The 21,425-nt window shown below is 39.9% G+C and carries 19 protein-coding genes and 3 tRNA genes; 8 read left to right on the plus strand and 14 right to left on the minus strand.

The window, feature by feature from the left end; genetic code table 11:
• Positions 1-471 precede the first annotated feature (471 nt).
• Complete coding sequence (locus tag ABE954_RS20530; protein WP_048605796.1) at positions 472-1,605, plus strand: RNA ligase RtcB family protein; 1,134 nt, start codon at positions 472-474, stop codon at positions 1,603-1,605.
• A complete protein-coding gene (gene prfH, locus ABE954_RS20535) occupies positions 1,605-2,216 on the plus strand; it encodes a peptide chain release factor H (RefSeq protein WP_226693414.1) in 612 nt (203 codons plus the stop codon). The genes ABE954_RS20530 and prfH overlap by 1 nt, the downstream gene beginning before the upstream one ends.
• Positions 2,217-2,260: 44 nt before the next feature.
• On the opposite strand, the gene ABE954_RS20540 is transcribed toward prfH, so the two are convergent.
• The 9 genes from ABE954_RS20540 to ABE954_RS20580 form a co-directional block, all read right to left on the minus strand.
• Complete coding sequence (locus ABE954_RS20540) at positions 2,261-3,070, minus strand: hypothetical protein (protein ID WP_217008062.1); 810 nt, start codon at positions 3,068-3,070, stop codon at positions 2,261-2,263.
• A 165-nt stretch (positions 3,071-3,235) separates the two neighbouring features.
• Positions 3,236-3,820, minus strand: a complete 585-nt coding sequence (locus ABE954_RS20545; RefSeq protein WP_042845847.1) for a 2OG-Fe(II) oxygenase — start codon at positions 3,818-3,820, stop codon at positions 3,236-3,238.
• 245 nt (positions 3,821-4,065) lie between these two features.
• Entirely contained in the window at positions 4,066-4,878 is an 813-nt protein-coding gene (locus ABE954_RS20550; RefSeq protein ID WP_371025678.1) for a hypothetical protein, read from the minus strand.
• A 202-nt stretch (positions 4,879-5,080) separates the two neighbouring features.
• Positions 5,081-7,243, minus strand: a complete 2,163-nt coding sequence (gene uvrD, locus ABE954_RS20555; protein ID WP_048605792.1) for a DNA helicase II — start codon at positions 7,241-7,243, stop codon at positions 5,081-5,083.
• Positions 7,244-7,461: 218 nt separating this feature from the next.
• Positions 7,462-8,178, minus strand: coding sequence for a 5-amino-6-(5-phospho-D-ribitylamino)uracil phosphatase YigB (gene yigB, locus ABE954_RS20560; protein WP_187549486.1), 717 nt, complete (start codon positions 8,176-8,178; stop codon positions 7,462-7,464).
• Positions 8,178-9,107, minus strand: a complete 930-nt coding sequence (xerC, locus tag ABE954_RS20565) for a tyrosine recombinase XerC (RefSeq protein ID WP_042845855.1) — start codon at positions 9,105-9,107, stop codon at positions 8,178-8,180. The genes yigB and xerC overlap by 1 nt, the downstream gene beginning before the upstream one ends.
• Positions 9,089-9,793, minus strand: coding sequence for a DUF484 family protein (locus tag ABE954_RS20570; protein ID WP_129466652.1), 705 nt, complete (start codon positions 9,791-9,793; stop codon positions 9,089-9,091). The genes xerC and ABE954_RS20570 overlap by 19 nt, the downstream gene beginning before the upstream one ends.
• Before the next feature lie 41 nt (positions 9,794-9,834).
• A complete protein-coding gene (gene dapF / locus ABE954_RS20575) occupies positions 9,835-10,659 on the minus strand; it encodes a diaminopimelate epimerase (RefSeq protein WP_042845859.1) in 825 nt (274 codons plus the stop codon).
• A gap of 21 nt (positions 10,660-10,680) precedes the next feature.
• Positions 10,681-10,866 carry a lipoprotein gene (locus ABE954_RS20580; RefSeq protein ID WP_042845861.1) on the minus strand — a complete coding sequence of 62 codons (186 nt, stop codon included), beginning with the start codon at positions 10,864-10,866 and terminating at the stop codon, positions 10,681-10,683.
• Between the two features lie 216 nt (positions 10,867-11,082).
• Between ABE954_RS20580 and cyaY the strand changes: the two genes are divergently transcribed.
• Positions 11,083-11,400, plus strand: a complete 318-nt coding sequence (gene cyaY, locus ABE954_RS20585; protein WP_042845862.1) for an iron donor protein CyaY — start codon at positions 11,083-11,085, stop codon at positions 11,398-11,400.
• 16 nt (positions 11,401-11,416) lie between these two features.
• Here the strand turns inward: cyaY and ABE954_RS20590 are convergent, their stop codons facing one another.
• Entirely contained in the window at positions 11,417-13,990 is a 2,574-nt protein-coding gene (locus ABE954_RS20590) for a class I adenylate cyclase (protein ID WP_042845864.1), read from the minus strand.
• Between the two features lie 667 nt (positions 13,991-14,657).
• Here ABE954_RS20590 and hemC point away from each other — a divergent pair.
• Genes hemC through hemY form a run of 4 tightly spaced genes read left to right on the plus strand, consistent with a single transcriptional unit; the run spans position 14,658 to position 18,789 of the window.
• Entirely contained in the window at positions 14,658-15,602 is a 945-nt protein-coding gene (hemC, locus tag ABE954_RS20595) for a hydroxymethylbilane synthase (protein ID WP_042845867.1), read from the plus strand.
• Positions 15,599-16,354 (plus strand): uroporphyrinogen-III synthase, encoded by a 756-nt coding sequence (locus tag ABE954_RS20600; protein ID WP_042845868.1) that lies wholly within the window; start codon positions 15,599-15,601, stop codon positions 16,352-16,354. The genes hemC and ABE954_RS20600 overlap by 4 nt, the downstream gene beginning before the upstream one ends.
• Before the next feature lie 3 nt (positions 16,355-16,357).
• Positions 16,358-17,593 (plus strand): uroporphyrinogen-III C-methyltransferase, encoded by a 1,236-nt coding sequence (hemX, locus tag ABE954_RS20605; protein ID WP_048605790.1) that lies wholly within the window; start codon positions 16,358-16,360, stop codon positions 17,591-17,593.
• Positions 17,594-17,595: 2 nt separating this feature from the next.
• Positions 17,596-18,789, plus strand: a complete 1,194-nt coding sequence (gene hemY, locus ABE954_RS20610; protein ID WP_129466654.1) for a protoheme IX biogenesis protein HemY — start codon at positions 17,596-17,598, stop codon at positions 18,787-18,789.
• A gap of 134 nt (positions 18,790-18,923) precedes the next feature.
• On the opposite strand, the gene ABE954_RS20615 is transcribed toward hemY, so the two are convergent.
• A complete protein-coding gene (locus tag ABE954_RS20615; RefSeq protein ID WP_131680931.1) occupies positions 18,924-19,721 on the minus strand; it encodes a DUF1460 domain-containing protein in 798 nt (265 codons plus the stop codon).
• 346 nt (positions 19,722-20,067) lie between these two features.
• Here ABE954_RS20615 and ABE954_RS20620 point away from each other — a divergent pair, with 346 nt between their 5' ends.
• The gene (locus ABE954_RS20620; RefSeq protein ID WP_042845873.1) at positions 20,068-20,295 is read left to right on the plus strand and encodes a hypothetical protein; all 228 of its coding nucleotides are present in this window, start codon (positions 20,068-20,070) and stop codon (positions 20,293-20,295) included.
• A 766-nt stretch (positions 20,296-21,061) separates the two neighbouring features.
• Here the strand turns inward: ABE954_RS20620 and ABE954_RS20625 are convergent.
• From ABE954_RS20625 to ABE954_RS20635, 3 genes are all read right to left on the minus strand, one after another.
• Positions 21,062-21,138: transfer RNA gene (locus ABE954_RS20625), tRNA-Pro, on the minus strand.
• Between the two features lie 46 nt (positions 21,139-21,184).
• A tRNA-Leu gene (locus ABE954_RS20630) sits at positions 21,185-21,270 on the minus strand.
• A gap of 15 nt (positions 21,271-21,285) precedes the next feature.
• Positions 21,286-21,361 (minus strand) — tRNA-His (locus ABE954_RS20635).
• Positions 21,362-21,425 lie beyond the last annotated feature (64 nt).

A 21,425-nucleotide genomic window follows, 5' to 3' on the forward strand; every position in this document is an offset into this window, starting at 1 on the left:
GATCGAGCCCCGTTGGTTAATAATAACTAACGGGGCTTTTTCATTTCTGATCCAAAAAATAAGTTTGAACCAGAAAGGCTCAAGCACAGAATCACAGCGTAACAAACTTTTATATTCCTCACACCTGTTATTACGATAATAAAAAGTATATTTTAAAATTAATAATCATATAATATAATAATAAACAATCTCGTTATAAATTATCGAAAAATATTAACGAGAATATATTATTATAAGAAAATGACTAAAAATATTTCTTTGTAAAAATAGCGCTTGCAAAAGAAAAAAGTTATAGCTAGTATTCACAACGTTTTATATTCATCAACTAACTGCAAGGAGGTTTACAATGTCAAAAATTAATCAAACTCTTTGCGGGCACTGTCAAAAATAGCCATTCTTTAAAAAAAAGATCCTATTCATATTGGCCCGCTAAATAACCTTATTTTTAATATTTAAATGAGTAAATAGCTTATGGGCAATACCCTTCATTTCGTTAGCGAACACGTTAGTTATATCGCAACGAAAAATACATGGATTGAAAGCAAAGCGATCCAACAATTACAAACAACGGCAAACTTACCAGATATGATATCTGTTGTTGGTATGCCAGATCTTCATCCAGGCCGAGGATATCCAATTGGTGCGGCATTTTTCTCTACTAAACGCTTCTATCCTGCATTAGTTGGCAATGATATCGGCTGCGGTATGAGTCTGTTTAAAACAGATATTAAACAATCAAAAGTTAACCTCGATAAATTAGAAAAACAGCTATCTCAGATGTCAGATCATGCCTCATTAGCATGGCTCGAAGAACATGTGCCAGACACAATGAGAACATGTGAATTTATGGCATCATTAGGCTCTATTGGTGGTGGGAATCATTTTGCAGAGTTCCAAGCCATTGACCAAGTATTGCACCCTGAATTATTTGCTACGAGTGGGTTAAATAAGCAACAGCTACTGCTATTAGTTCATAGCGGCTCGCGTGGTTTAGGCCAATCAATTCTTCGACAACACGTTGAAAAATATAACCACAATGGGCTTCTATCAGGCACTCGTGATGCTGATAATTACCTTAAAGCTCATCAAGGTGCTTTACATTTTGCGCAGGTAAATCGCCGTCTTATAGGGCTACGCATGCTGCAACAGGTTAAATCAACTGGTGAACTAAGCCTAGATGTTAACCATAATTTAGTCGAGGCATGTCAAATTAATGGCATAACTGGGTGGTTACATCGTAAAGGAGCAACCCCTTCAGACCGAGGGCTGGTAATTATTCCTGGTTCGCGTGGCGATTACAGTTATTTAGTCGCACCACAGGGAAATGACGCTTGCCTGAATTCCCTCGCTCACGGCGCTGGGCGCAAATGGATGCGAGGGGAGTGTAAAGGCCGCCTATCTCATCGCTACACACCTGTTCAATTATCTCGAACAGAACTAGGTAGCCGTGTCATTTGCGCCAATAAACAACTGATTTATGAAGAAGCCCCACAATCGTATAAATCAATTGATACTGTGATTGAAAGCATGGTGAATATTGGAGTAATCCAAGTGGTGGCTAGGCTTAAACCTATCATTACCTACAAAACCAGTGGGGAGTGTTAATCATGTTATTACAATTTTCCTCTGCACAAGGCCCTGAAGAATGCTGTATTGCAGTTGAAAAAGCACTAGCCTGTTTTCTACAAGAAGCGAATAAACACCAAGTTACAGTCAATTTGTTAGAGTCTGTCCCATCGAAGCAAGGGTTAAAATCTGCATTAGTTTGCCTGGAAGGTGAAAATACAGAAACATTAGCCAATACTTGGTGCGGCACTGTTCAATGGCAATGTCAAAGCCCCATCAGGCCTCGCCATAAACGGAAAAATTGGTTTCTCAATGTCACGCGTTTTTCAGCGATCAAACCTATTGAAGAAAGTGAGATTGAGTTTGAATTTACTAAAGCCCAAGGCGCGGGTGGGCAACATGTAAATAAAACGTCTTCTGCAGTTAGAGCAAAACACATTGCCACAGGTATTGCGGTTAAAGTCCAGTCTGAGCGTAGCCAACACGCAAATAAGAGACTCGCAAGGCAATTAATCCAGTGGAAACTCAGTGAGTATTACTCACAACAACTGAGCTCATTAGACAAACAGCGACATCATTCCCATTACCAAATAGAAAGGGGAAATGCTACGATCACTTTTGTTGGAATAGAGTTTAAGCGAAGTAACTAACTAATGGGGGTCCACTCTGAAAGGTGGACCCCCAACGTGACCTATTACATACGATATTGATGTGGAATAAAGATCTGGCAGCCGTGAATAGTAAAATCTGCTGACAGGTTGTTATCTAAAGAGTGACTTTCTACTGGCTTTAGTGCCGCCATGTGGTTCGATAATAAAGTTTCTTGTGTACCCTCTCTAAACCCTTCGATAACTGGTGCTAAATTCTGTGGCTCAAGTACTTTACGATAGGCTTTAGCCTGCTCCTCTATAGCTTGCAGTGGGCTTTGGGGAAGAAACGCGCTACTTTGATTCGCTTTAATCAACGATGAAATCTGTACTTGCTCTTGGGGATTGTAGTCTTTCTTGATGATATCAACATATTTAATGACTTCACTATTTATTTCTTTAAATAGATATTTCATTTCTATATTATTATTGAAGCTTGATAGAAAAGCATGTTGAATAAGCGGCGGTTTTGAGGCGTAAATTTTAGGTAGAGTGTATGTTATATCCGATATTTTACCTATCCCCTCCTGAAACTTATCAAGCGTACTTATTAGCTTTTTATCTACTGCAACATCATTATATTCACTTAATTCATGAATTAAATTTTTAAAAAGTAAATGTTTAATTTTATTTTCACTATAAAAACTCATTGATTCAAAAATATATTTTACTGTAGACTCTCTATTTTCTAATACTAATTCATCTGAACTTAACGGTTTTAAATCAATTAGTTTATAAAAATTTTTAATCTGTTCAGTTTCATACTTTAAAAACTTCTCTTCAATAACTTTGAATTGATTATTTAATTCTTTAATCAAATTTTTTACGTTATCAAGCGTTCCATAATTAGATTTCATAATAAAACTCCTTTTTAAAGTTAAGCTACTATTAACGTAGTAAAATAAAATATCGTTATTAACGTTAAAATACAAATTTATAGTTTGTATGTTTTAAAAGTTTATTGTTGAAATCTTGATAAGATAGCTTACTATCTAACAGTATCTAGAATATGAAAAAACTAATTAAGATACTGTTTCAGTTAAAAACCAACCGGCTATACTTTCACGTATCAATTTAGTTGGTAAAACCTCATGGGGAAACTCTTCTGACATAAAAAAGACCATACGCCCCGCAATCGGCTCTAATGTAAACAGTTGATTACCTGTTTGGTCGTAAACCACCAATTCACCACCATCACTAGGTTGCCATGATTCATTCATATATAAAACCGTCGTGACCTTACGCCGCCCAACCCCCCTAGGGTTATCGACATGTCTCTTATAAAAACCACCCTGTGAATATCGGCAAAAATGCGTTTCAAAACCGCGTAAACCTAGGTAAAGTTGACGGTTGATTTCCTGTCTTATTTGTTCCATTTTCTCCATATAATCACAGATAGGAGCCCCCATTTCAGGTTCTAACCAAACTGTTTGGTCACCTCGAATTGCTTTATTCCCCTGTAACAAATTACGGTGACCAATACGTGCATCTTGCAGTGTTTCTGGAATGCAATCCTTGATAGCTTTTATATTAGGCGGGATCAAGAAACCGTCCCACACATACCAGCCCTGTGTAGAGAGTGAATCGATAAGTTTATTAATTGACATGATAAATACTAGAAAGGTTATTCGGTAAAACTTTATACGCTAAAAAAACAAAAAGATAAAATTAAAAGCTTAAATCTTATTGATTAAACTATCGAATCAATCTTTCTAACTAAAAACCCTTTATTTTTCATTATGTAAGTATTTTTAATCATTTGATTGAATAAGGTACCTATATAAATAAGTACCTTACACTAATAAATTATTTCGATTGATTTATTTTACAGATTAAAAATCAAACAATATTATCAGTGTGTTATTCCACACCATGCCGTCCTTCCAAAACAACTGTGCTTAGCAACAAAAACGAGAGGTTTATGTTGAGTTTCAACCAGTGCCTCTACAGATGAAGTCATTTCCTGAGACGGCTCTAGCGCCGCTGTCATTTCAATAAGGGCATCTGGTTTCGCTGTTCCAATAAGTGCATTTGGTTTCACTGTTCCAGTAAGTGTATTTGGTTTCGCTGTTCCAATAAGTGTATTTGGTTTCGCTGTTCCAATAAGTGCATCTGGTTTCGCTGTTCCAATAAGTGCATCTGGTTTCGCTGTTCCAATAAGTGCATCTGGTTTCAGCAACGCCTCTAACCAATCACCCTTAATACCCGGATATTTCGTGCTAACTTCGTTCAGTTCAATCTGAAGAGAACTAAGTTCCTTCTTCACTAATTCACTATCCCTATTAACTACTGCAATAAAATCAAAAATCCGACTTTTTAACCCACCCACATTAACAAAGTTGACTGCCTTATATGTACTTGTTGGTTTGATAAATGTCTTTATATTTTTTTCTTTCTTGTTAAAAAACTCGCCTAGTGATTTAAGCTCGTCTCTCTGCTCTTTGTCTCTGACCTTTATTTTCTGTTTAACCTCATCCATAATTTTGTTCATTTTGACTCGATTAGGATGCTCAGACTGCTCTAATTGTATTTTTACTAATTCCATATTATTTGACATTTCATCTATATTGTTTTTATATCTCTTTAATAAGCCATTTATATCTTTAATTTTATTTTTTATATTTATCAATCTTTCATTTAGTGCAGAAATACGTTTACTATCCATATAATTAAGCTCCATTTATTACTATTACGTTAGCCATGAACTACAATTCAATATTAAAAGATAAAAATAAAAAAACAAATTAATAGATCATATGAAAAACCAAAACAAATAAACTAAATAGTTTTAGAGATACATAATATAATTATTATATTATAAATAACACCACCTAGAACGGTGGTGTTATATTTGAAATTTATGGTAACTATAAATTCTCTAGCCGTGCATATGAAGCCACCAGCCATTTAATCCCTTGCCCTTGAAAGGCAATTTGTAAACGACAATGTTCACCGCTGCCTTCTAGGTTAATAATAGTCCCCTCACCAAATTTAGGGTGCATTACCCGCTGGCCTAGCGCATAACCTGAATCATTTTGACTGATTGGTGTACCAAGGCGTTGATGGCTAACCGGACGAGAAACTGTGGCTCTTAGGCGAACTTCTTCGACACATTCAGTCGGTAGCTCACCAATAAAGCGTGATGGACGGTGATAGACTTCTTTACCGTATAACCGACGACTTTCTGCATAAGTAATGGTAAGTTTTTCCATTGCTCGGGTAACCCCCACATAAGCGAGCCGACGCTCTTCTTCAAGACGCCCGCTTTCATCCATTGACATTTGGCTGGGAAACATCCCTTCTTCCATTCCGACAATGAATACAACTGGGAATTCCAAACCTTTGGCTGAATGCAAAGTCATCAATTGAACAGCATCTTGGTTGGCATCCGCTTGCCCTTCCCCTGATTCAAGAGCTGCATGTGATAGAAATGCCTGTAATGGCATTAAATCTTGGTCTTCTTCTTGGTAGCTAAAGTCACGCGTTGCATTCACCAACTCTTCCAAGTTTTCGATACGCGCTTGGGCTTTTTCGCCTTTTTCCTGCTCATACATTGCACGCAAACCAGAATCGTGAATAACCCTATCTGCTTGAACATGCAATGGCATATCTTGCGTTTCTTTCGCCAACGCTTCAACTAACTCTAAAAAACGCTCTATTGCTGCCGCAGCTCGCCCTCCAAGTACTTGCTCACGAAGTAAGTACTCACAACTTTCCCATAAAGTTAATTGTTGATCTCGTGCTGTTTGGCGAACGGTATCCAAAGTACGTTCACCTATTCCTCGTGTTGGCGTGTTGACCACGCGTTCAAACGAGGCATCATCATTACGATTTGCTATCAGCCTTAAATAAGAAAGTGCATCTTTGATTTCCTGACGTTCAAAGAACCGTTGGCCGCCATATATGCGATAAGGCATGTTAGTTTGAATTAACGCCTCTTCAAGTACACGCGATTGGGCATTACTACGATATAACATGGCACAATCTTTTAACGCCCCGCCATTTTCTTGCCATTGTTTAATACGCCCAACAATATAGCGGGCTTCATCTAATTCATTAAATGCACAGTAGAGTGAAATGGGTTCACCATCCCCTCCTTCTGTCCATAAATTCTTGCCTAGCCGATCACTGTTATTCGCAATTAAAGCATTCGCCGCTTTTAATATATTATTTGTCGAGCGATAGTTTTGCTCAAGACGAATTGTTTCTGCACCGGGGAAATCATTAAGAAACCGTTGGATATTCTCTACTTGGGCACCACGCCAGCCATAAATTGATTGATCGTCATCACCAACAATCATGACCTTGCCTGTTTCCCCTGCTAATACTCGAATCCATGCATATTGAATATTATTAGTATCTTGGAATTCATCCACTAAAATATTAGTAAAACGTTCACGGTAGTGTTGTAATACATGGGGTTTATTCAACCACAATTCATGAGCCCGAAGTAACAGCTCAGCGAAATCGACCAAACCTGCTCTATCACAAGCCTCTTGATACGCCTGATATACTTTCAACCACGTCGCTTCAACAGGGTTACCATAGCTTTCAATATGTTGGGGCCGTAAACCTTCATCTTTTTTGCCGTTGATGTACCACATTCCTTGACGTGGGGGCCATTGTTTTTCATCTAAATTCATTGCTTTAAGCAAACGTCGAATTAAGCGATATTGGTCATCACTATCTAAAATTTGAAAATCCTGCGGTAAATTGGCATCCATATAATGTTGGCGCAACAAGCGGTGTGCTAAACCATGGAATGTGCCAATCCACATCCCACCTTCACTACTGCCAATCAACTGATTGATTCGATGACGCATTTCTGCCGCTGCTTTGTTAGTAAACGTCACTGCCATAATAGAAAATGGTGATGCATTTTCCACCGACATTAACCAGGCAATTCGGTGTACCAATACGCGAGTTTTACCACTGCCCGCCCCCGCGAGCACAAGTAAATTAGTACGCGGTGCGGCAACCGCTTCGCGCTGTTTGTCATTGAGACCTTCAAGCAGATAAGAGACGTCCATAATTACCATCAAAGCAAAGCAGTGGAAAATACCACTGTGAGGTTGTTAACAAAGGGGAATAAAAACGTAATTTCCCACTTTGTGTTATCAATCAAAAACCAATAAATTGATTTTCCTGATTTATTTTAAATGACCTATTCGACTTACTACCAACCTTAATAGGTTTGGTAGCAGCACGACAATAGCAAATACTACTGTGTTTTTATACAGAGAAATGATTATACCAATGATAAAAGAGAAGCCAACTGAGAAATTTCTACATGCGGCAATAAACGCACGTCTTTCTCCCCCATTAGGTTTTTTTGGTCAAGGTTAATCCAGCAGGCTTGCATACCACTATTGATTGCGCCTTCAACATCTGTCAGTAGATTATCCCCAACATGAAGAATGAATTTCGGTTCAAGATCAAGGCGCTGTGCAGCTAAACGGTACATATCACAATAAGGTTTTGAACGGCCATCTGGCCCGGCTTTTAAAACAAACTGAAAGTATTGGCCTAACCCACACGCTTCAGGTTCTGCATTACCATTGGTTATCGCAACTAACGGTAATTTTTCAGCTAATTTGGCAAGTGTTGCGTGTGTAGATTCAGGGATATCTATTTTATTACGCCAGTAAGTGAAATGTGCCATGATGTCATCTGCCCCTTTTTGTGCATCTTCTCGCGAATAGCCATAATGGCAAAACATCATTTTTGAAGAAAGCCAGCGCCAACGGGAAATATCATGGCAGATCTCAGGCTCTTGTTCTTCCACAAGGCGGCGAAAAGCATAGAGGTCATCATTGCTAAAATGATTGAATCGAGGGTCGTATTCACGAACAAAACGTAAGACTTCCTCTTCCGTTTTATCAATAACTGGGTGGTTATCATAAAGCGTGTCATCCAAATCAAACGTAATCGCCATAATTGGTGACAGTGGGCGGTAAAAATGCATTAAGGTTTCTCCCTCTTTGCCCTCGGATGAGCCACATCATAAACGTTGGCTAAGTGCTGAAAATCAAGGTGCGTATAAATTTGTGTTGTTGATAAGTTCGCATGACCAAGAAGTTCTTGCACCCCACGTAAATTACCACTTGATTCAAGGAGATGTGTCGCAAAGGAGTGGCGTAATTTATGAGGATTAATGTGACTATTAACCCCCTGTTTTATTCCCCATTGTTCAAAACGTTTTTGTACATTTCGATTCGAAATTCGTTTCCCACTTTGGGTTGAGATAAAAACAGCATCATCTTCTGGCTCATATAACTCACGCATTTCTAACCAACGATGTAGCCAGCTCACCGCTGTTTTTCCCATTGGAATTTTTCGCTCTTTACTTCCTTTTCCCATCACCCAAACTTCACCAGTGCTTAAATCAAGGTGACGAACATCAAGACCAACAAGTTCAGATAAACGCAATCCAGCACCATACATCACTTCCAGCATAGTACGGTCGCGCACAACTAGTGGATCACCGCTATCCATATTTAGCAGTTGGGAGACCTCATCTACATCCATATTCTTAGGAAGACGTTTTTTGGATTTGGGTGCTTGAATTGCTTTGGCTGGGTTTGCAGGCAACGCCTCTTGATGCACCATCCAATCCAAAAAACTTCTCAATGACGATAATCGTAAAGCCATACTTGCAGCCTGTAGGCCTGATTTGCGACTTTTAGCCGCGATATTCCGTACGATAGCTGTATCAACTTTTTGCCATTCAGTGATTTTCAATGAGGTTAGCATTTCAACAATAACACTCAATTGACGATGATAATTAGTAATAGTGACAGGGCTTAACCGACGTTCAACTCGCAGATAACGTAAGAAGGCCTCAACTTGCATCATCAGCCCTTTCGGCTGAGACTCTACAGGCGTTCTATCCATTGGCATAATAACCTCGGGAGAATTTGAGCCACTTTTTCCAACATAACCGTCCCCATACCATGTTGATAATGCTCGCGGTCGCGGCTAGTAAAAATAACCATGCCCGATTCACCATGATGACCAAATAATGAGATAGCCACAGAGCCGACATTGAGCGCATCTGGTAAAAGCAATTGGATTTCAGGGCCATTTAAACGACCAAGATAGTTACGTTTATCGCCAAATCGTTGAATTCTGATAGGCTCAAAAACACGACGCGAAATCACCAGTTGATGGGCATCTAAAGGGGCTGATAAATACCAACTATCACTGAATAAACGAACCGATGCGCCTGATAAACCTAATTTTTTTGCCCAGCGATTTAAAGTAAGTAACATTTCTTGTAAGCTTTTGGCTGATGACATGTCTATCACCAGAACCAATAACTCATCAAAAAGCTCTATATTTTCATGCGCTTGCTCTACCATAAAACGGATATCTTGCTCAAGCTCTTTGATTTTCAAACGTTGGCGATTCATCACTAATTCAGGTAATGAGATAGCACCTTGTACAACATGTGGAACTTTCAACTGCTCCAATAATTGTGCATTACGAAGAAAAAAGTAAGGATTTTCCTTTAGATATTGCACCACATCGAATTCATCAAGTTGATGTTTTCTCTTCAGTGCTTTTTCGGTTTTATCCATATTCCCCTCTTCAACTCGGTAAAATTATCGCTGTGTGACTTTTATAGCTGGATGACCCCATCGTAGACATGAGTTGCTGGGCCTGTCATATACAACGGAGCCCCTGGACCTTCCCAAGTTATATTTAACGACCCGCCGGGTAAATCAACACGTACTCGTTTCGCCAATAACCCTTGAGTGATCCCAACAGCCACTGCGGCACATGCTCCACTACCACATGCTTGAGTTTCACCTGCACCACGCTCATAAACGCGCAAGCGAATATGCTCAGCATTAATAATTTCCATGAAACCAATATTAGCGCGTTCGGGAAAGCGCTCATGGCTCTCTAAAGCTGGCCCTAAAATTTCAACCTCTGCGGTATGAATACTTTCAACCTGAATGACGCAATGTGGGTTACCCATTGAAACAACCCCACATAACACTGTACGTTCTTGAGCTCGAATAATATAGGTTTTTTCTTCTTTAATAGCGCGAAATGGCACCCTTTGAGGCTCAAAATCAGGCTCTCCCATATTAACGCAGACATCATCATTTTCATTTATGGTTAATGTCATCCGGCCTGATTGGGTACTAACTTTAATTTTTTGCTTATTAGTCAGACCTTTAAGCCGAACAAAACGCGCAAAACAACGCGCCCCATTACCACATTGTGACACCTCACTGCCATCCGCATTAAAAATGCGATAATGAAAGTCAAGGTCAGGGTCATAGGGGGCTTCAACTAATAATAGCTGATCAAAACCGACACCAGTATGCCTATCTGCCAGCCGGCAAATAAGTTCTGGCGAAAAATACACATTTTGTGTGACACCATCGACAACCATGAAGTCATTGCCTAAGCCATGCATTTTAGAGAATTGCATTTCACGCTCCATAGCGGCAACTTACTGGTTATGATTTGTTGTAGCAGGCTCTTCGGTTGAGCTGCTTGGCGCTGTTGGTTGCACATCAGGCGCCTGAGCAGGAGCAACAGTTTCTTCCGGCGGGAAATAAAGAGGGCCTTTCAAGCCACAACCAGATAAGGTAAATAACATAACAAGTGCACTAAGCCCAAATAAACTTTTTTTCATTCTTTTTCGCCTGTGATACTAACTTTTGACATCTGATATTTTACACAATAACAGGAGTGACCTAGCAAATCACGTCTGTTTATCAAGCATGCTTATATTATATACTCTAGGCTAAATTTAATCTGAAATTTTTAGTCAGCGCACTGAGATTGACCCCAATGCTTGATCCCTCCTATAATTTTAATTAACTAATTGTGAGCAAACAGGATTTTAACCGTGAATGACAGTGAATTTCACCAGCTAGCAGAAGCGCTACTGGGCTCTATTGAAGAGCATTTGGACAATTACGATGGTGATGCCGATATCGATTGTGAGATAAATGGCGGTGTTATGACACTCAGTTTTGAAGATGGCAGCAAAATCATCATCAACAAACAAGAGGCATTTCACCAAATTTGGCTAGCGACCAAACAAGGCGGATACCATTATGATTACAAACAAGGGGAATGGGTCTGTGACCGTTCTGGCAATGAGTTTAAAAACCAGTTAGCGGAAGCCATTGCTTTCCAAAGCCAACAGCCATTTTCGTTCTAGTTTTAAACAACTATCACTAAAAGTAATGCGCTTGTGGGTGCCCTGATTGGCTTAAATGCATATCATGCCCCACTTCGTCATCATCCTCTGATGTAAATGGCCACGTTGCGCCCGAAAAGGCAACCACTTGGTTTTTACCGTCATGATTAATAATTTGGTAAAATTGCGGTAAATTGAAGTTGATAAAATTAGCACCATAGGTAAAGCGGTCATGGGAGGAGGAGTAGAACTTACTGACATCACGCACCAAGTCTTCTTTGGAACCTTCACAGTGAGAGTAAATCTCCACACGGTTAGCTTCATCTAATACGTAAATATTAAAACCTGTGTTATCCGCCGTATTTTCGAAGAAAAACTGTACAATCCCTTCACTCGCATAACCATCAACAACAGCTGGCAAATGGTTATCACTTTTTGCCTGAAGTTTAACCGGCCAGCCATGTAACTTGTTATGGGAAATTGCGCCATAGAATTCAACCGCATTTTCTAGTTTTTGTACTGAGACATTCAGGCGTTCAAAAAACAGCCCCCAAGTCTGCCCTGCTATGCGGAGCGCTTTAAAGCGCCCAGGGTCATTACTATTACTTGATAAACGCAGTTCTACGCATTCCGATATCAATTGCTGTACACGAGTACGAATAAGCCCCCGTAAGTGCTCACTATAACAAAAGACCTCAACAGCTTCCGGTGGTGATGCGTCTTGGTGCATTTTACCTAAAATCGTTTTTAACGCTTCTAGCATACACTGCTCACCGCTGAAATGGAGCGTCCTTACCTCATTCCATGAATTACGATACAACAAATCAATACTACCAATGAGACACTGCTGTGACTCGCCAAAGCTGAAAATATCTAATTTCCTAAAATCGACATGAACCACTTGCTCTGAATAAACTTGAGTCGGGTCTTTTTCTAGGTTAACGATTATTGCAAGGTGGCGAATTTCACAGGGGCTATATAGCGCTTTTGGTGTTGGAGCCGGCAACCTAATTGGGAAATGATTTGAGACGTCATGCATAAGTTCAAGCAGTTTTCTTTCGTCACACTGCGACTGCCCATTATGCATATAAACTTGTGTCGTTTCAGTTAGTAAGCCATTAAAATATGCCCAGGCCACTAATTTATTTAAGTAACGGTTATATTCCAGAGGCTGGTGCCCAATAATCGCATCAATATTCGGGGCTTGGTTGTACAAATACCAACCACTACGATTTGCACGCCCTGCTGGCACATAAATAAAAGTGAGGTGCTCTTCGCTTAAATCCGGTGAAATCTGAGGGTTAACTAACGTCACTTTACCCGGAAGCGCTTCAAAGGCTGCGTATAATTTACGAGTTAATACCCCAATATCTTGTGGGCTTGCACTAACGCTTAAATTATTTCGCCGCGCAAAGCGAATTAAATTACGATAACTTTGCATCATGGTGTCGAGTAGCTCATTATGCGCTTCACGGACACGCTCAATTTTCCATTGGCTGCGTGTATCTAGTACTGTTAAACGTTCTGCTCCCCAGCCCCATGATGCCACCAATTGGGATAAGACATCTCGACGCCAACCAGAAAAAGCATTGCTATCTTCTTCAGAAAGTTTTTCACAAACTTTAAGGTAAAAACAACGACGTATAAGGTCAAGACGAGTTAAGTCGTTTATTTCAACAAGATACCTTGTGACGCGTTCAAGCATTAAACAGTAGGAATCCAAGCCATAACACACGATTTCACCGGCATGTAAATGGCGTTTAAACTCCATAGCCAGTAGTTTGCCATTAGGATAATCCCATGAATAAGACTCTAATAAGATACTTTTTAATACTGCTTTATAAGGGGAATCAACACTTTTATAAAGTTGCCACAAGCTTGCACCAAAGTATTCTGCGGCTGAAAGTTCACTCAATCCGCCTAAATCCAACCACTCATTTGGCGTTAATACACCTTGTGCATATAACCCCATAACATATTCATCATAATGTTGTTCTTCTTCAACAGGTACCATCGCCCACAATAAGCGTTTGCCGGCCATTCGAACCGCAGTACGATAAAACTCATCTAACAATAGAATATGTTGCGTTGAACCACAGTTTTCCCCGCCTATATGCCCACTCGCATGATGGCGAAAACGATTCTCATCGATTAGAAAAACGGTTACATCAATGCCTAAAGACGCTGCCCACTGTTCAATTAACGTGCATTTCTTTTGTAAAAAACGTTTTTCTTCGTGATCTAACCAAGAAGGGTGACAAACCCAAACATCGATATCTGAACAATGGCTTTGCCCTACAGAGGAGGTACTGCCCATTGAATAAATCCCAGTTATGGGTAATTCACCATTAGTGGGCTTTTCGATTGGTAGGAAGCGTTCAAATTGCCCCAACCACTTCATTTGTTCTGTATCTGGAGAGAAAAAGCAGACGCCATGGGGTACATTACCTTCAATAAAACCAGGCATCATTGGATGATGATAATGAAACAAGACAGGCAGCAGGTTATAAACCTTCGAAAAGGTTTCACTCATAGATGCTGTTGCGCGCTCTAACCGTAATTGGTTTATCGCATCAAGTCTTTGCTTTAAGGTTTCAATATAGAGATACAAGAGTTACGCCTGACTGAATGTAATACAAATCTGGGAATTTCCCAGCACCCAACAGATAGAGATAGATTTAAAAAAGTTTTCAAATGAATTGTCGGAAACGTGATCAATTTAACACCTTGCAGCAAAAGGGTAAAGTAGATCACATTATTTTACGTGCTTATTTTTGATACTAAATGCTTTTCAACATATTGTATAAAAAGGTTTTTATTTTTTAATGCATCAGAATATCCCTTGTTTTTCAATGGAATAATACTTTTGATGCAAATTGAACAACAAAACCACTATGTAAAATGCCATGTAAGCGTAATACATGCAGCATCTATGCTTGAACGCTTCAACATGAACAGATGAAACCTACAGGTAACCCAACAAAAAAAACAGCACGAAAAGCTAAAATAATTCTTTGGTTAGCACGCATCACCGGAAAATATTTATCAAGAGACCATCGAAAAGTAACATCACGATTTGTCAGTGTATGGCCGAATTTCATGTTGAGTAAGTGAAGGTGGGTAAAGAATGTAGTGGAATGAACCAAACAACAGCAAACACTAAGATAGCCACACAGCGGTGGCTTTGAGCTCAGCTGGAAAAAATATCCTTAACATGTTAAAACTAACGTCAATTGTATGGTTAATCTACGGCGTTCTTCGCTAGAGAAAACAGTAAAATGACATCAACAAATATTGTGCGCATTGCTACGCGCAAAAGCCCTTTGGCCTTATGGCAAGCGCATTTTGTCAAAGATAAGCTAGAGCAATTACATCCTAACTTGCAGGTTGAGCTGGTTCCGATGGTGACAAAAGGGGATATCATTCTTGACACTCCGCTCGCAAAGGTGGGGGGAAAAGGCTTGTTTGTCAAAGAACTTGAACTGGCTTTATTAGAAGGGCGTGCAGATATTGCCGTTCATTCAATGAAAGATGTTCCTGTTGAATTTCCTGAAGGCTTGGGCCTAGTCACTATTTGTGAACGCGAAGACCCTCGAGATGCCTTTGTTTCAAACCACTATGACAATCTTGATGCGTTGCCAAAAGGCAGCATCGTTGGGACATCTAGCTTACGTCGCCAATGCCAATTAAGAGAACTTCGTCCGGATTTAGTCATTCGGGATCTCCGCGGTAACGTAGGCACACGGTTATCTAAACTCGATAATGGTGAATATGACGCCATTATCTTAGCGGTAGCAGGGCTAAAACGTTTAGGGTTAGAAGCACGTATACGCACAGCTCTTGCACCGGAACAATGTCTCCCTGCTGTTGGTCAAGGGGCCGTTGGCATTGAGTGTCGATTAAACGATAGTGTTACACGAGAGCTGCTCGCTAAGCTTAATAATGATACGACTTCTATTTGTGTTCTTGCTGAACGCGCAATGAATATGCGTTTAGAAGGGGGCTGCCAAGTCCCTATTGGTAGTTATGCTATTTGGCAAGACGACAAAATATGGCTACGTGCTCTTGTTGGCGCACCTGATGGGAGTATTATTATTCGTGGAGAAAGACTTGTCGCCCCAAATGAAGCAAGCCAAGCGGGTGTATCACTCGCGGAAGAACTCCTCGAACGCGGTGCAAGGGAAATTTTAGCCGAAGTTTATAACGGGAACCCACCTGCATGAGGGTTCTTGTTACACGCCCTGAACCCACAGGTTCGGAGCTAATAACGGCAATCACCGCTAAAGGGGGAGAAGCCTACTCTTCCCCTTTGATCAGTATTGGACCAGGCGCTGAATTAAACACGCTAGTTTCACGCCTTGATCACCTCAATACAAACGACTTAGTCTTTCTTTTATCTAAAAATGCAGTCGAGTACGCAAATTTAACACTTGAACAAATGGGACGTAACTGGTCAGATAAGCTATCTTACTATGGTATTGGTCGCTCTACCGCCCAGTTTTTCAAGAAAGTAACCGGGAAGCCAGCCCATTGGGCTGAACAAGGGGAAACCAGCGAAGTGCTACTCACGCTTCCTGATCTCCAGTTTCTCGAAGGGAAACACGCCCTTTTATTGCGTGGAAATGGTGGCCGAGAACTTCTTGCTTCAACATTAAGGGCTCGAGGTGCGCAAGTCGACTATTGTGAATGTTATGCAAGGCACCCAATCCCTTACGAAAAAAACGAATTTAATCGCAAATGGTTTCAAGTTGATATCACTGACATTGTGATAACCAGTGGCCAAATGTTAGCTTTACTAGAAGAATTAATCGCTGAAGAGTATCAAAATTGGTGGTTTACCCGCCGCTTACTCGTTGTCAGTGAACGGATTGCAGATCAAGCTCGCCAAGCTGGATGGCAGAGGGTCTGTGTAGCTAATAGTGCAGATAATAATGCTTTATTAGAAGCATTAATTTCAACCGACATGGGATGCTAATTTATGACGGAACACGATAAAACAACCGAGACGGTTACCCCAGAAACAGGTGCAAAACAACAGCACTCCGAAAAAAAAACCTCTTCGGAACAAAAACGTTCTGGTCTCATTGGCGGAGTAATTGCTATCGCTATTATCATCGCCATTGGTGGTGGTCTTTATTATTTCACTCAACAAAACAATGCAACTTTAGTAAATGAAAACAATGAACTAAAACAGCAATTGAGTGATTTAATCGAACAACAAAATTCAGATAGACAACGTTTAGATGCCCTAATTACCGCGAATACTGAGATGAAAAACCAATCTCGCGAGTATGAAGATAGGCTCAATCGTCGCATGCAAGAACTGCAAGCTCACGTGACTGCCCTTTCCAGTAGTGATGTTAAAAGCTGGCTGATTGCACAAGCTGACTTTATGGTAAAAATGGCAGGAAGAAAACTGTGGAACGACCACGACCCTGTCACAGCAGCTGTCCTATTAAAAAGTGCAGACTCTAGTTTGGCTGAAATGAACGACCCAAGTCTGCTCGATATTCGCAAGTCAATTAACAATGACATGGCAAAATTAGCCGCCATCAATCAAGTCGACTATGACGGTATTATCTTACGCCTAAACCAACTCAGTAACGACGTTGATAACTTACGTTTAGCCGATTTAAACAGTGGTGATGCTAAAAATGAAGATAATGCCGAAGTCAGTGATGACATTTCTGATTGGCAACAAAACTTATCCCGTAGTTGGAAAAGCTTCACTAACGATTTCATCACCGTCAGGGCTCGTGACGGTTCTGAAGCACCACTACTAGCCCCAAATCAAGACATTTACCTTCGTGAAAACATTCGTTCACAGTTGCTCATCGCAGCTCAAGCCGTTCCTCGCTTCCAAGAAGAAACATACAAACAGTCGCTTGAGCAGGCTTCAACATGGGTAAGAGCTTATTTTGATACTGAAGCGCCGGAAACGAAAGCGTTCTTATCAACCATTGACGAGCTAATTAATCAACCGATTGATGTTGAAATGCCTGATGCCTTAGAAAGCCAAGAAAAGCTAGAGAAAGTCATGCAAACGCGAGTGCGTAGCTTACTTGCTCAATCCTCTGACAATACTAAGGCAAATGATGGTGCTGTTGATGCCGCAGCAGATGCCGCAGTTCCCGCGACTGAGACACAAAAAGCAGAACCAGCAGATACACCACACCCTTTTGAGTCAACTGAGCCTGCTGGAAATAGGGGGTAACAATGATTAAGGTACTGATCCTATTTATTGTTCTTATCGCAGGTGTCATCTTAGGGCCACTATTAGCCGGTCACCAAGGCTATGTTTTTATTCGCACCGATAACTACGACATTACAACCAGTGTAACGAGCCTGATATTGGGCTTTATTTTACTCCAATTCGTGTTGCTATTTCTTGGTTGGTGTTACCGCCGCTTTATGAGCACCACATCACGGACTAAAGGTTGGGTAAGTGGGCGTAAATATCATAAAGCACACACCCAAACGCAAAAAGCCCTACTCAAGTTAGCTGAAGGTGATTTTGAGCAGGTTGAAAAATTGATGAGCAAGCATGCTGATTTTTCCCAACAACCTGTAATCAACTATTTAATGGCAGCAGAGGCGGCGCAACAGCGCGGTGATGAATACCGTACCCACCAATACTTAGATAGGGCAGCAGAAGCCGCAGGTAATGATCAACTCCCTGTTGATATTAGTCGCGTTCGCATCCAATTAGCTGAAGGCGAAGTACACGCGGCTCGTAACGGCATTGATAAACTTCTCGATAAAGCACCGAGGCACCCAGAGGTTTTACGCCTAGCCGAACAAGCTTATTTACGTTCAGGGGCTTACCAAGCACTGATCGAATTATTACCTGTAATGGCCAAAGTACAATTACACACTGAAGACGAGTTAGACGCATTAAAACTGAAAGCTTACAAAGGGTTAATGAACCAATGTATGGCTGAAGGTGGGAGTGATGGCTTGAAGGCTTGGTGGAAAGCTCAGCCTCGCCGCGTCCGCCATGAAACTGCATTGCAGGCTTTTTTAGCAGAACACTTAATTGAATGTGGCGACATTAACAGTGCTGAAAAAATGATCATTGACGGCTTAAAGCAGCAATATGATGAGCGCTTGTTATTGTTAGTGCCGAAGCTTAATAGCGAACACCCTGAAATTATTGAAAAAACGCTTTTACATCTGCAAAAGCAAAATGGGGCAACGCCATTACTAAACAGTACATTGGGGGTTTTGTCACTGCAGCATGCTCAATGGGATAAAGCAGAAACTTATTTCAAAGCTGCCTTAGCTCAACGTTTTGATGTACAAGATGCATCATGGTTAGCTGATGCTTTCGACAAATTACATAAACCGAATGAAGCAGCAAAAATTCGCCAAGAGGCCTTAATACACTCATTGAACCAAGAGCGTTCATAAAAGGCTATATTAATTATAATAGCCCCCAAGAAGTTACCTTAGGGGCTATTTTATTTAGTATACAAACCTACCCGTTAGTTTATCGTTAAGTAAAATAACGGGCTAATTCATATTTGTTAGCCCCATATATCCAATTAGATAATAGGACGAAGAACGATAATACCCGTCTTGGAGGATATATATTCTAGGAAGTTTGTATCAACAACCTTCATATTCTTTGAAAGTGATGATGCATTTCGGTACAAAACCTGATTATTCTTTCTAATCACAATACCTGTGTGGGAAACATCTAACCCCTTAATTGGTGAATAAATACCAATATAATCGCCTGTTTTTAAGTTATTAAGAACCATTTCATTAATTGCATGAGTAGGAATATAGGTTACCTTTCTTGAGTGAATACCTAATCCTTTAATAAACTCACTACCATCTGCTTTTTGATTTAATTTTTTTTCAACTGTAACCGACTCAGAGCTAATTAATGCTGTCACATCTGTCGCATTTTGTGGTGATACCGCATACCAGTCAGTAAAAAAGTGTTTTCTTTTATAATAAGCAACATCACTGTCTTTATAACGCGTATTCACAAGGGCGCTTAAAAACGTATTCCTACTGTTTGATTTGCTTAGTGCCGCGACATAATCCAGATAAGTAAAACAGTCAACACCTTCTAAATTAACAACAAGTACTTCACTGACGTTTGGTCCACCAACTAATGTGTTGGCGACATACGGCATCCCCAGAAAAACACTAGAAACTTGATCAATAAGATTGCCATAGGGTAGACCTTGATTTGGTATTATTACTTTATGAATAACCTGATCCAATGCTAATTTAGAATCATCACTCATATCTAATAAATAATTTGGCTGGTTAGTTGATGAAAAAGAGACTGCACAAAAAGAAAGCAATGCAAAAAATAAAAATTTCATTTTAAATACCTTTCCTTGGGAAAATGAATCATCAGTTAAAGATGATTTATTTTTACTGACAAGGTAAAGTAAGAAATTGTTTATTTAAGGTTTAATTTAAATACTAATAATGTGTATTTTTAAGCGAAAAATAACAGCGTTTCACTTTAATTCAAACGAATGTTTTACGCTGTCAAAAATAAAGAAACAAAATACAAATATCACGCTAGGTGACATAATCATAAAAAAATAAAACCACTTATGTGCCAAGGTATAAACAAATTTTGTGATTACTATGTCATAAAGGAAATACATAGTGTATAAAGCATAATATACATCTTGGCTTGAATGAATGTGGGATATCTATATGAATGTAATTAAAACTATTTGGCGTTGGGTTATTGCAAGTCCAAACCGTTTACAAATATTTTTTGATCTTCTTCTGCTAGTTTTATCGCCTTTTGTTTTTATCCTATTTATTGGCTTTAATACAGAAGACCTCAGTAAAGACATTTTTATTATTACGTTCATCATCCTCTGCTATACCTACATTACTCGCTGGTTCAGCAAATGGTTTAGTAAAGGCAAAAAATAGTCTCTTATCTTGTTTAATAGCCTCTTTCACGTTTTCAGTAAAGGGGCTAAGTCGTTTGTATTGCAGAAAAAAAACACCTGCACAAGGCAGGTGTAAAATACAATCAGGTCTACAGACGGATGGTGCCTCACTCAACGTTTCGCCCGTTCGTTGATGGTAAGAGGATGAGCTCTTGATCATCTAAGTTGGACAATAGGCACCGATAATCGGCTTTGCGTCATCTCTGGGTTTATGAAGCTTTGCTGTCATAAGAAGTGAGATGAGCATCTACATCTATAATAATGCAGGATGCGTGCCAACTTTTATAAAAGCTATATTTTTGGGCCTATTTTTTTTTATTTCTCTCTACCCCTCGGATTGACTCGCTATTTTTAATCATCAATCCAACCTAGCTAGATAATTTCTCTCTATGAGTGTCCCTTCTCATATTTCGTTACACCTGCTTGTCTCAATTTAGAGACATCATAAATTCATTATTTATTTTTTCTTATAAATCAATGATTAAAATGTCTCCTTTTGGAGACAAGTAAGTAGAGGGTTGTATCAAGATCACGACACTTATCTTCTTCTCAAGAAAAAACAATAAGTTAAATAGCAATTCTCACAGTTCCAAAATATTACCTGTTTTAAAAAAACTTATGTGAAAACACAATCAACAAAAGTGATCCAACTGAAGAGGAAAGAAAAGAAGTTTTGACAAAGAAGCCAATAAAAAGACCAGACAATAAAAAGCAAAAACCCCGCTATTAAGCGGGGTTCTTTAAATTGGTCGGCGAGAGAGGATTCGAACCTCCGACCCACTGGTCCCAAACCAGTTGCGCTACCAAGCTGCGCTACTCGCCGAAATTTTTGTAGTACTGATTTTTATAGCATTAGTTATCTTTTTTCGTGGTGCGAAAGGGGGGACTTGAACCCCCACGTCCATAGGACACTAACACCTGAAGCTAGCGCGTCTACCAATTCCGCCACCCTCGCAATGTCACAAAAAAATGGGGTGGCTAATGGGACTCGAACCCACGACAACTGGAATCACAATCCAGGGCTCTACCAACTGAGCTATAGCCACCATAACTTCACTTTTTTCAAAGCGTTGCTATTCTACTACATACAACGTCATTTTGCCAACCGTA

Origin of the sequence: Providencia sp. TYF-12, assembly GCF_041344805.1 — a bacterium.
GTDB classification, from domain to species: domain Bacteria; phylum Pseudomonadota; class Gammaproteobacteria; order Enterobacterales; family Enterobacteriaceae; genus Providencia; species Providencia huashanensis.

Excerpts from the sequence above, each read along its gene's own strand:
- hemC (WP_042845867.1), top strand. The coding sequence starts at position 14,658 with ATGACATCAACAAATATTGTGCGCATTGCTACGCGCAAAAGCCCTTTG.
- hemX (WP_048605790.1), top strand. The coding sequence starts at position 16,358 with ATGACGGAACACGATAAAACAACCGAGACGGTTACCCCAGAAACAGGT.
- dapF (WP_042845859.1), bottom strand. The coding sequence starts at position 10,659 with ATGCAATTCTCTAAAATGCATGGCTTAGGCAATGACTTCATGGTTGTC.
- ABE954_RS20615 (WP_131680931.1), bottom strand. The coding sequence starts at position 19,721 with ATGAAATTTTTATTTTTTGCATTGCTTTCTTTTTGTGCAGTCTCTTTT.
- ABE954_RS20580 (WP_042845861.1), bottom strand. The coding sequence starts at position 10,866 with ATGAAAAAAAGTTTATTTGGGCTTAGTGCACTTGTTATGTTATTTACC.
- xerC (WP_042845855.1), bottom strand. The coding sequence starts at position 9,107 with ATGGATAGAACGCCTGTAGAGTCTCAGCCGAAAGGGCTGATGATGCAA.
- uvrD (WP_048605792.1), bottom strand. The coding sequence starts at position 7,243 with ATGGACGTCTCTTATCTGCTTGAAGGTCTCAATGACAAACAGCGCGAA.
- ABE954_RS20620 (WP_042845873.1), top strand. The coding sequence starts at position 20,068 with ATGAATGTAATTAAAACTATTTGGCGTTGGGTTATTGCAAGTCCAAAC.
- yigB (WP_187549486.1), bottom strand. The coding sequence starts at position 8,178 with ATGCATTTTTACCGCCCACTGTCACCAATTATGGCGATTACGTTTGAT.
- ABE954_RS20540 (WP_217008062.1), bottom strand. The coding sequence starts at position 3,070 with ATGAAATCTAATTATGGAACGCTTGATAACGTAAAAAATTTGATTAAA.
- ABE954_RS20570 (WP_129466652.1), bottom strand. The coding sequence starts at position 9,793 with ATGGATAAAACCGAAAAAGCACTGAAGAGAAAACATCAACTTGATGAA.
- ABE954_RS20530 (WP_048605796.1), top strand. The coding sequence starts at position 472 with ATGGGCAATACCCTTCATTTCGTTAGCGAACACGTTAGTTATATCGCA.
- hemY (WP_129466654.1), top strand. The coding sequence starts at position 17,596 with ATGATTAAGGTACTGATCCTATTTATTGTTCTTATCGCAGGTGTCATC.
- ABE954_RS20550 (WP_371025678.1), bottom strand. The coding sequence starts at position 4,878 with ATGGATAGTAAACGTATTTCTGCACTAAATGAAAGATTGATAAATATA.
- ABE954_RS20545 (WP_042845847.1), bottom strand. The coding sequence starts at position 3,820 with ATGTCAATTAATAAACTTATCGATTCACTCTCTACACAGGGCTGGTAT.
- ABE954_RS20600 (WP_042845868.1), top strand. The coding sequence starts at position 15,599 with ATGAGGGTTCTTGTTACACGCCCTGAACCCACAGGTTCGGAGCTAATA.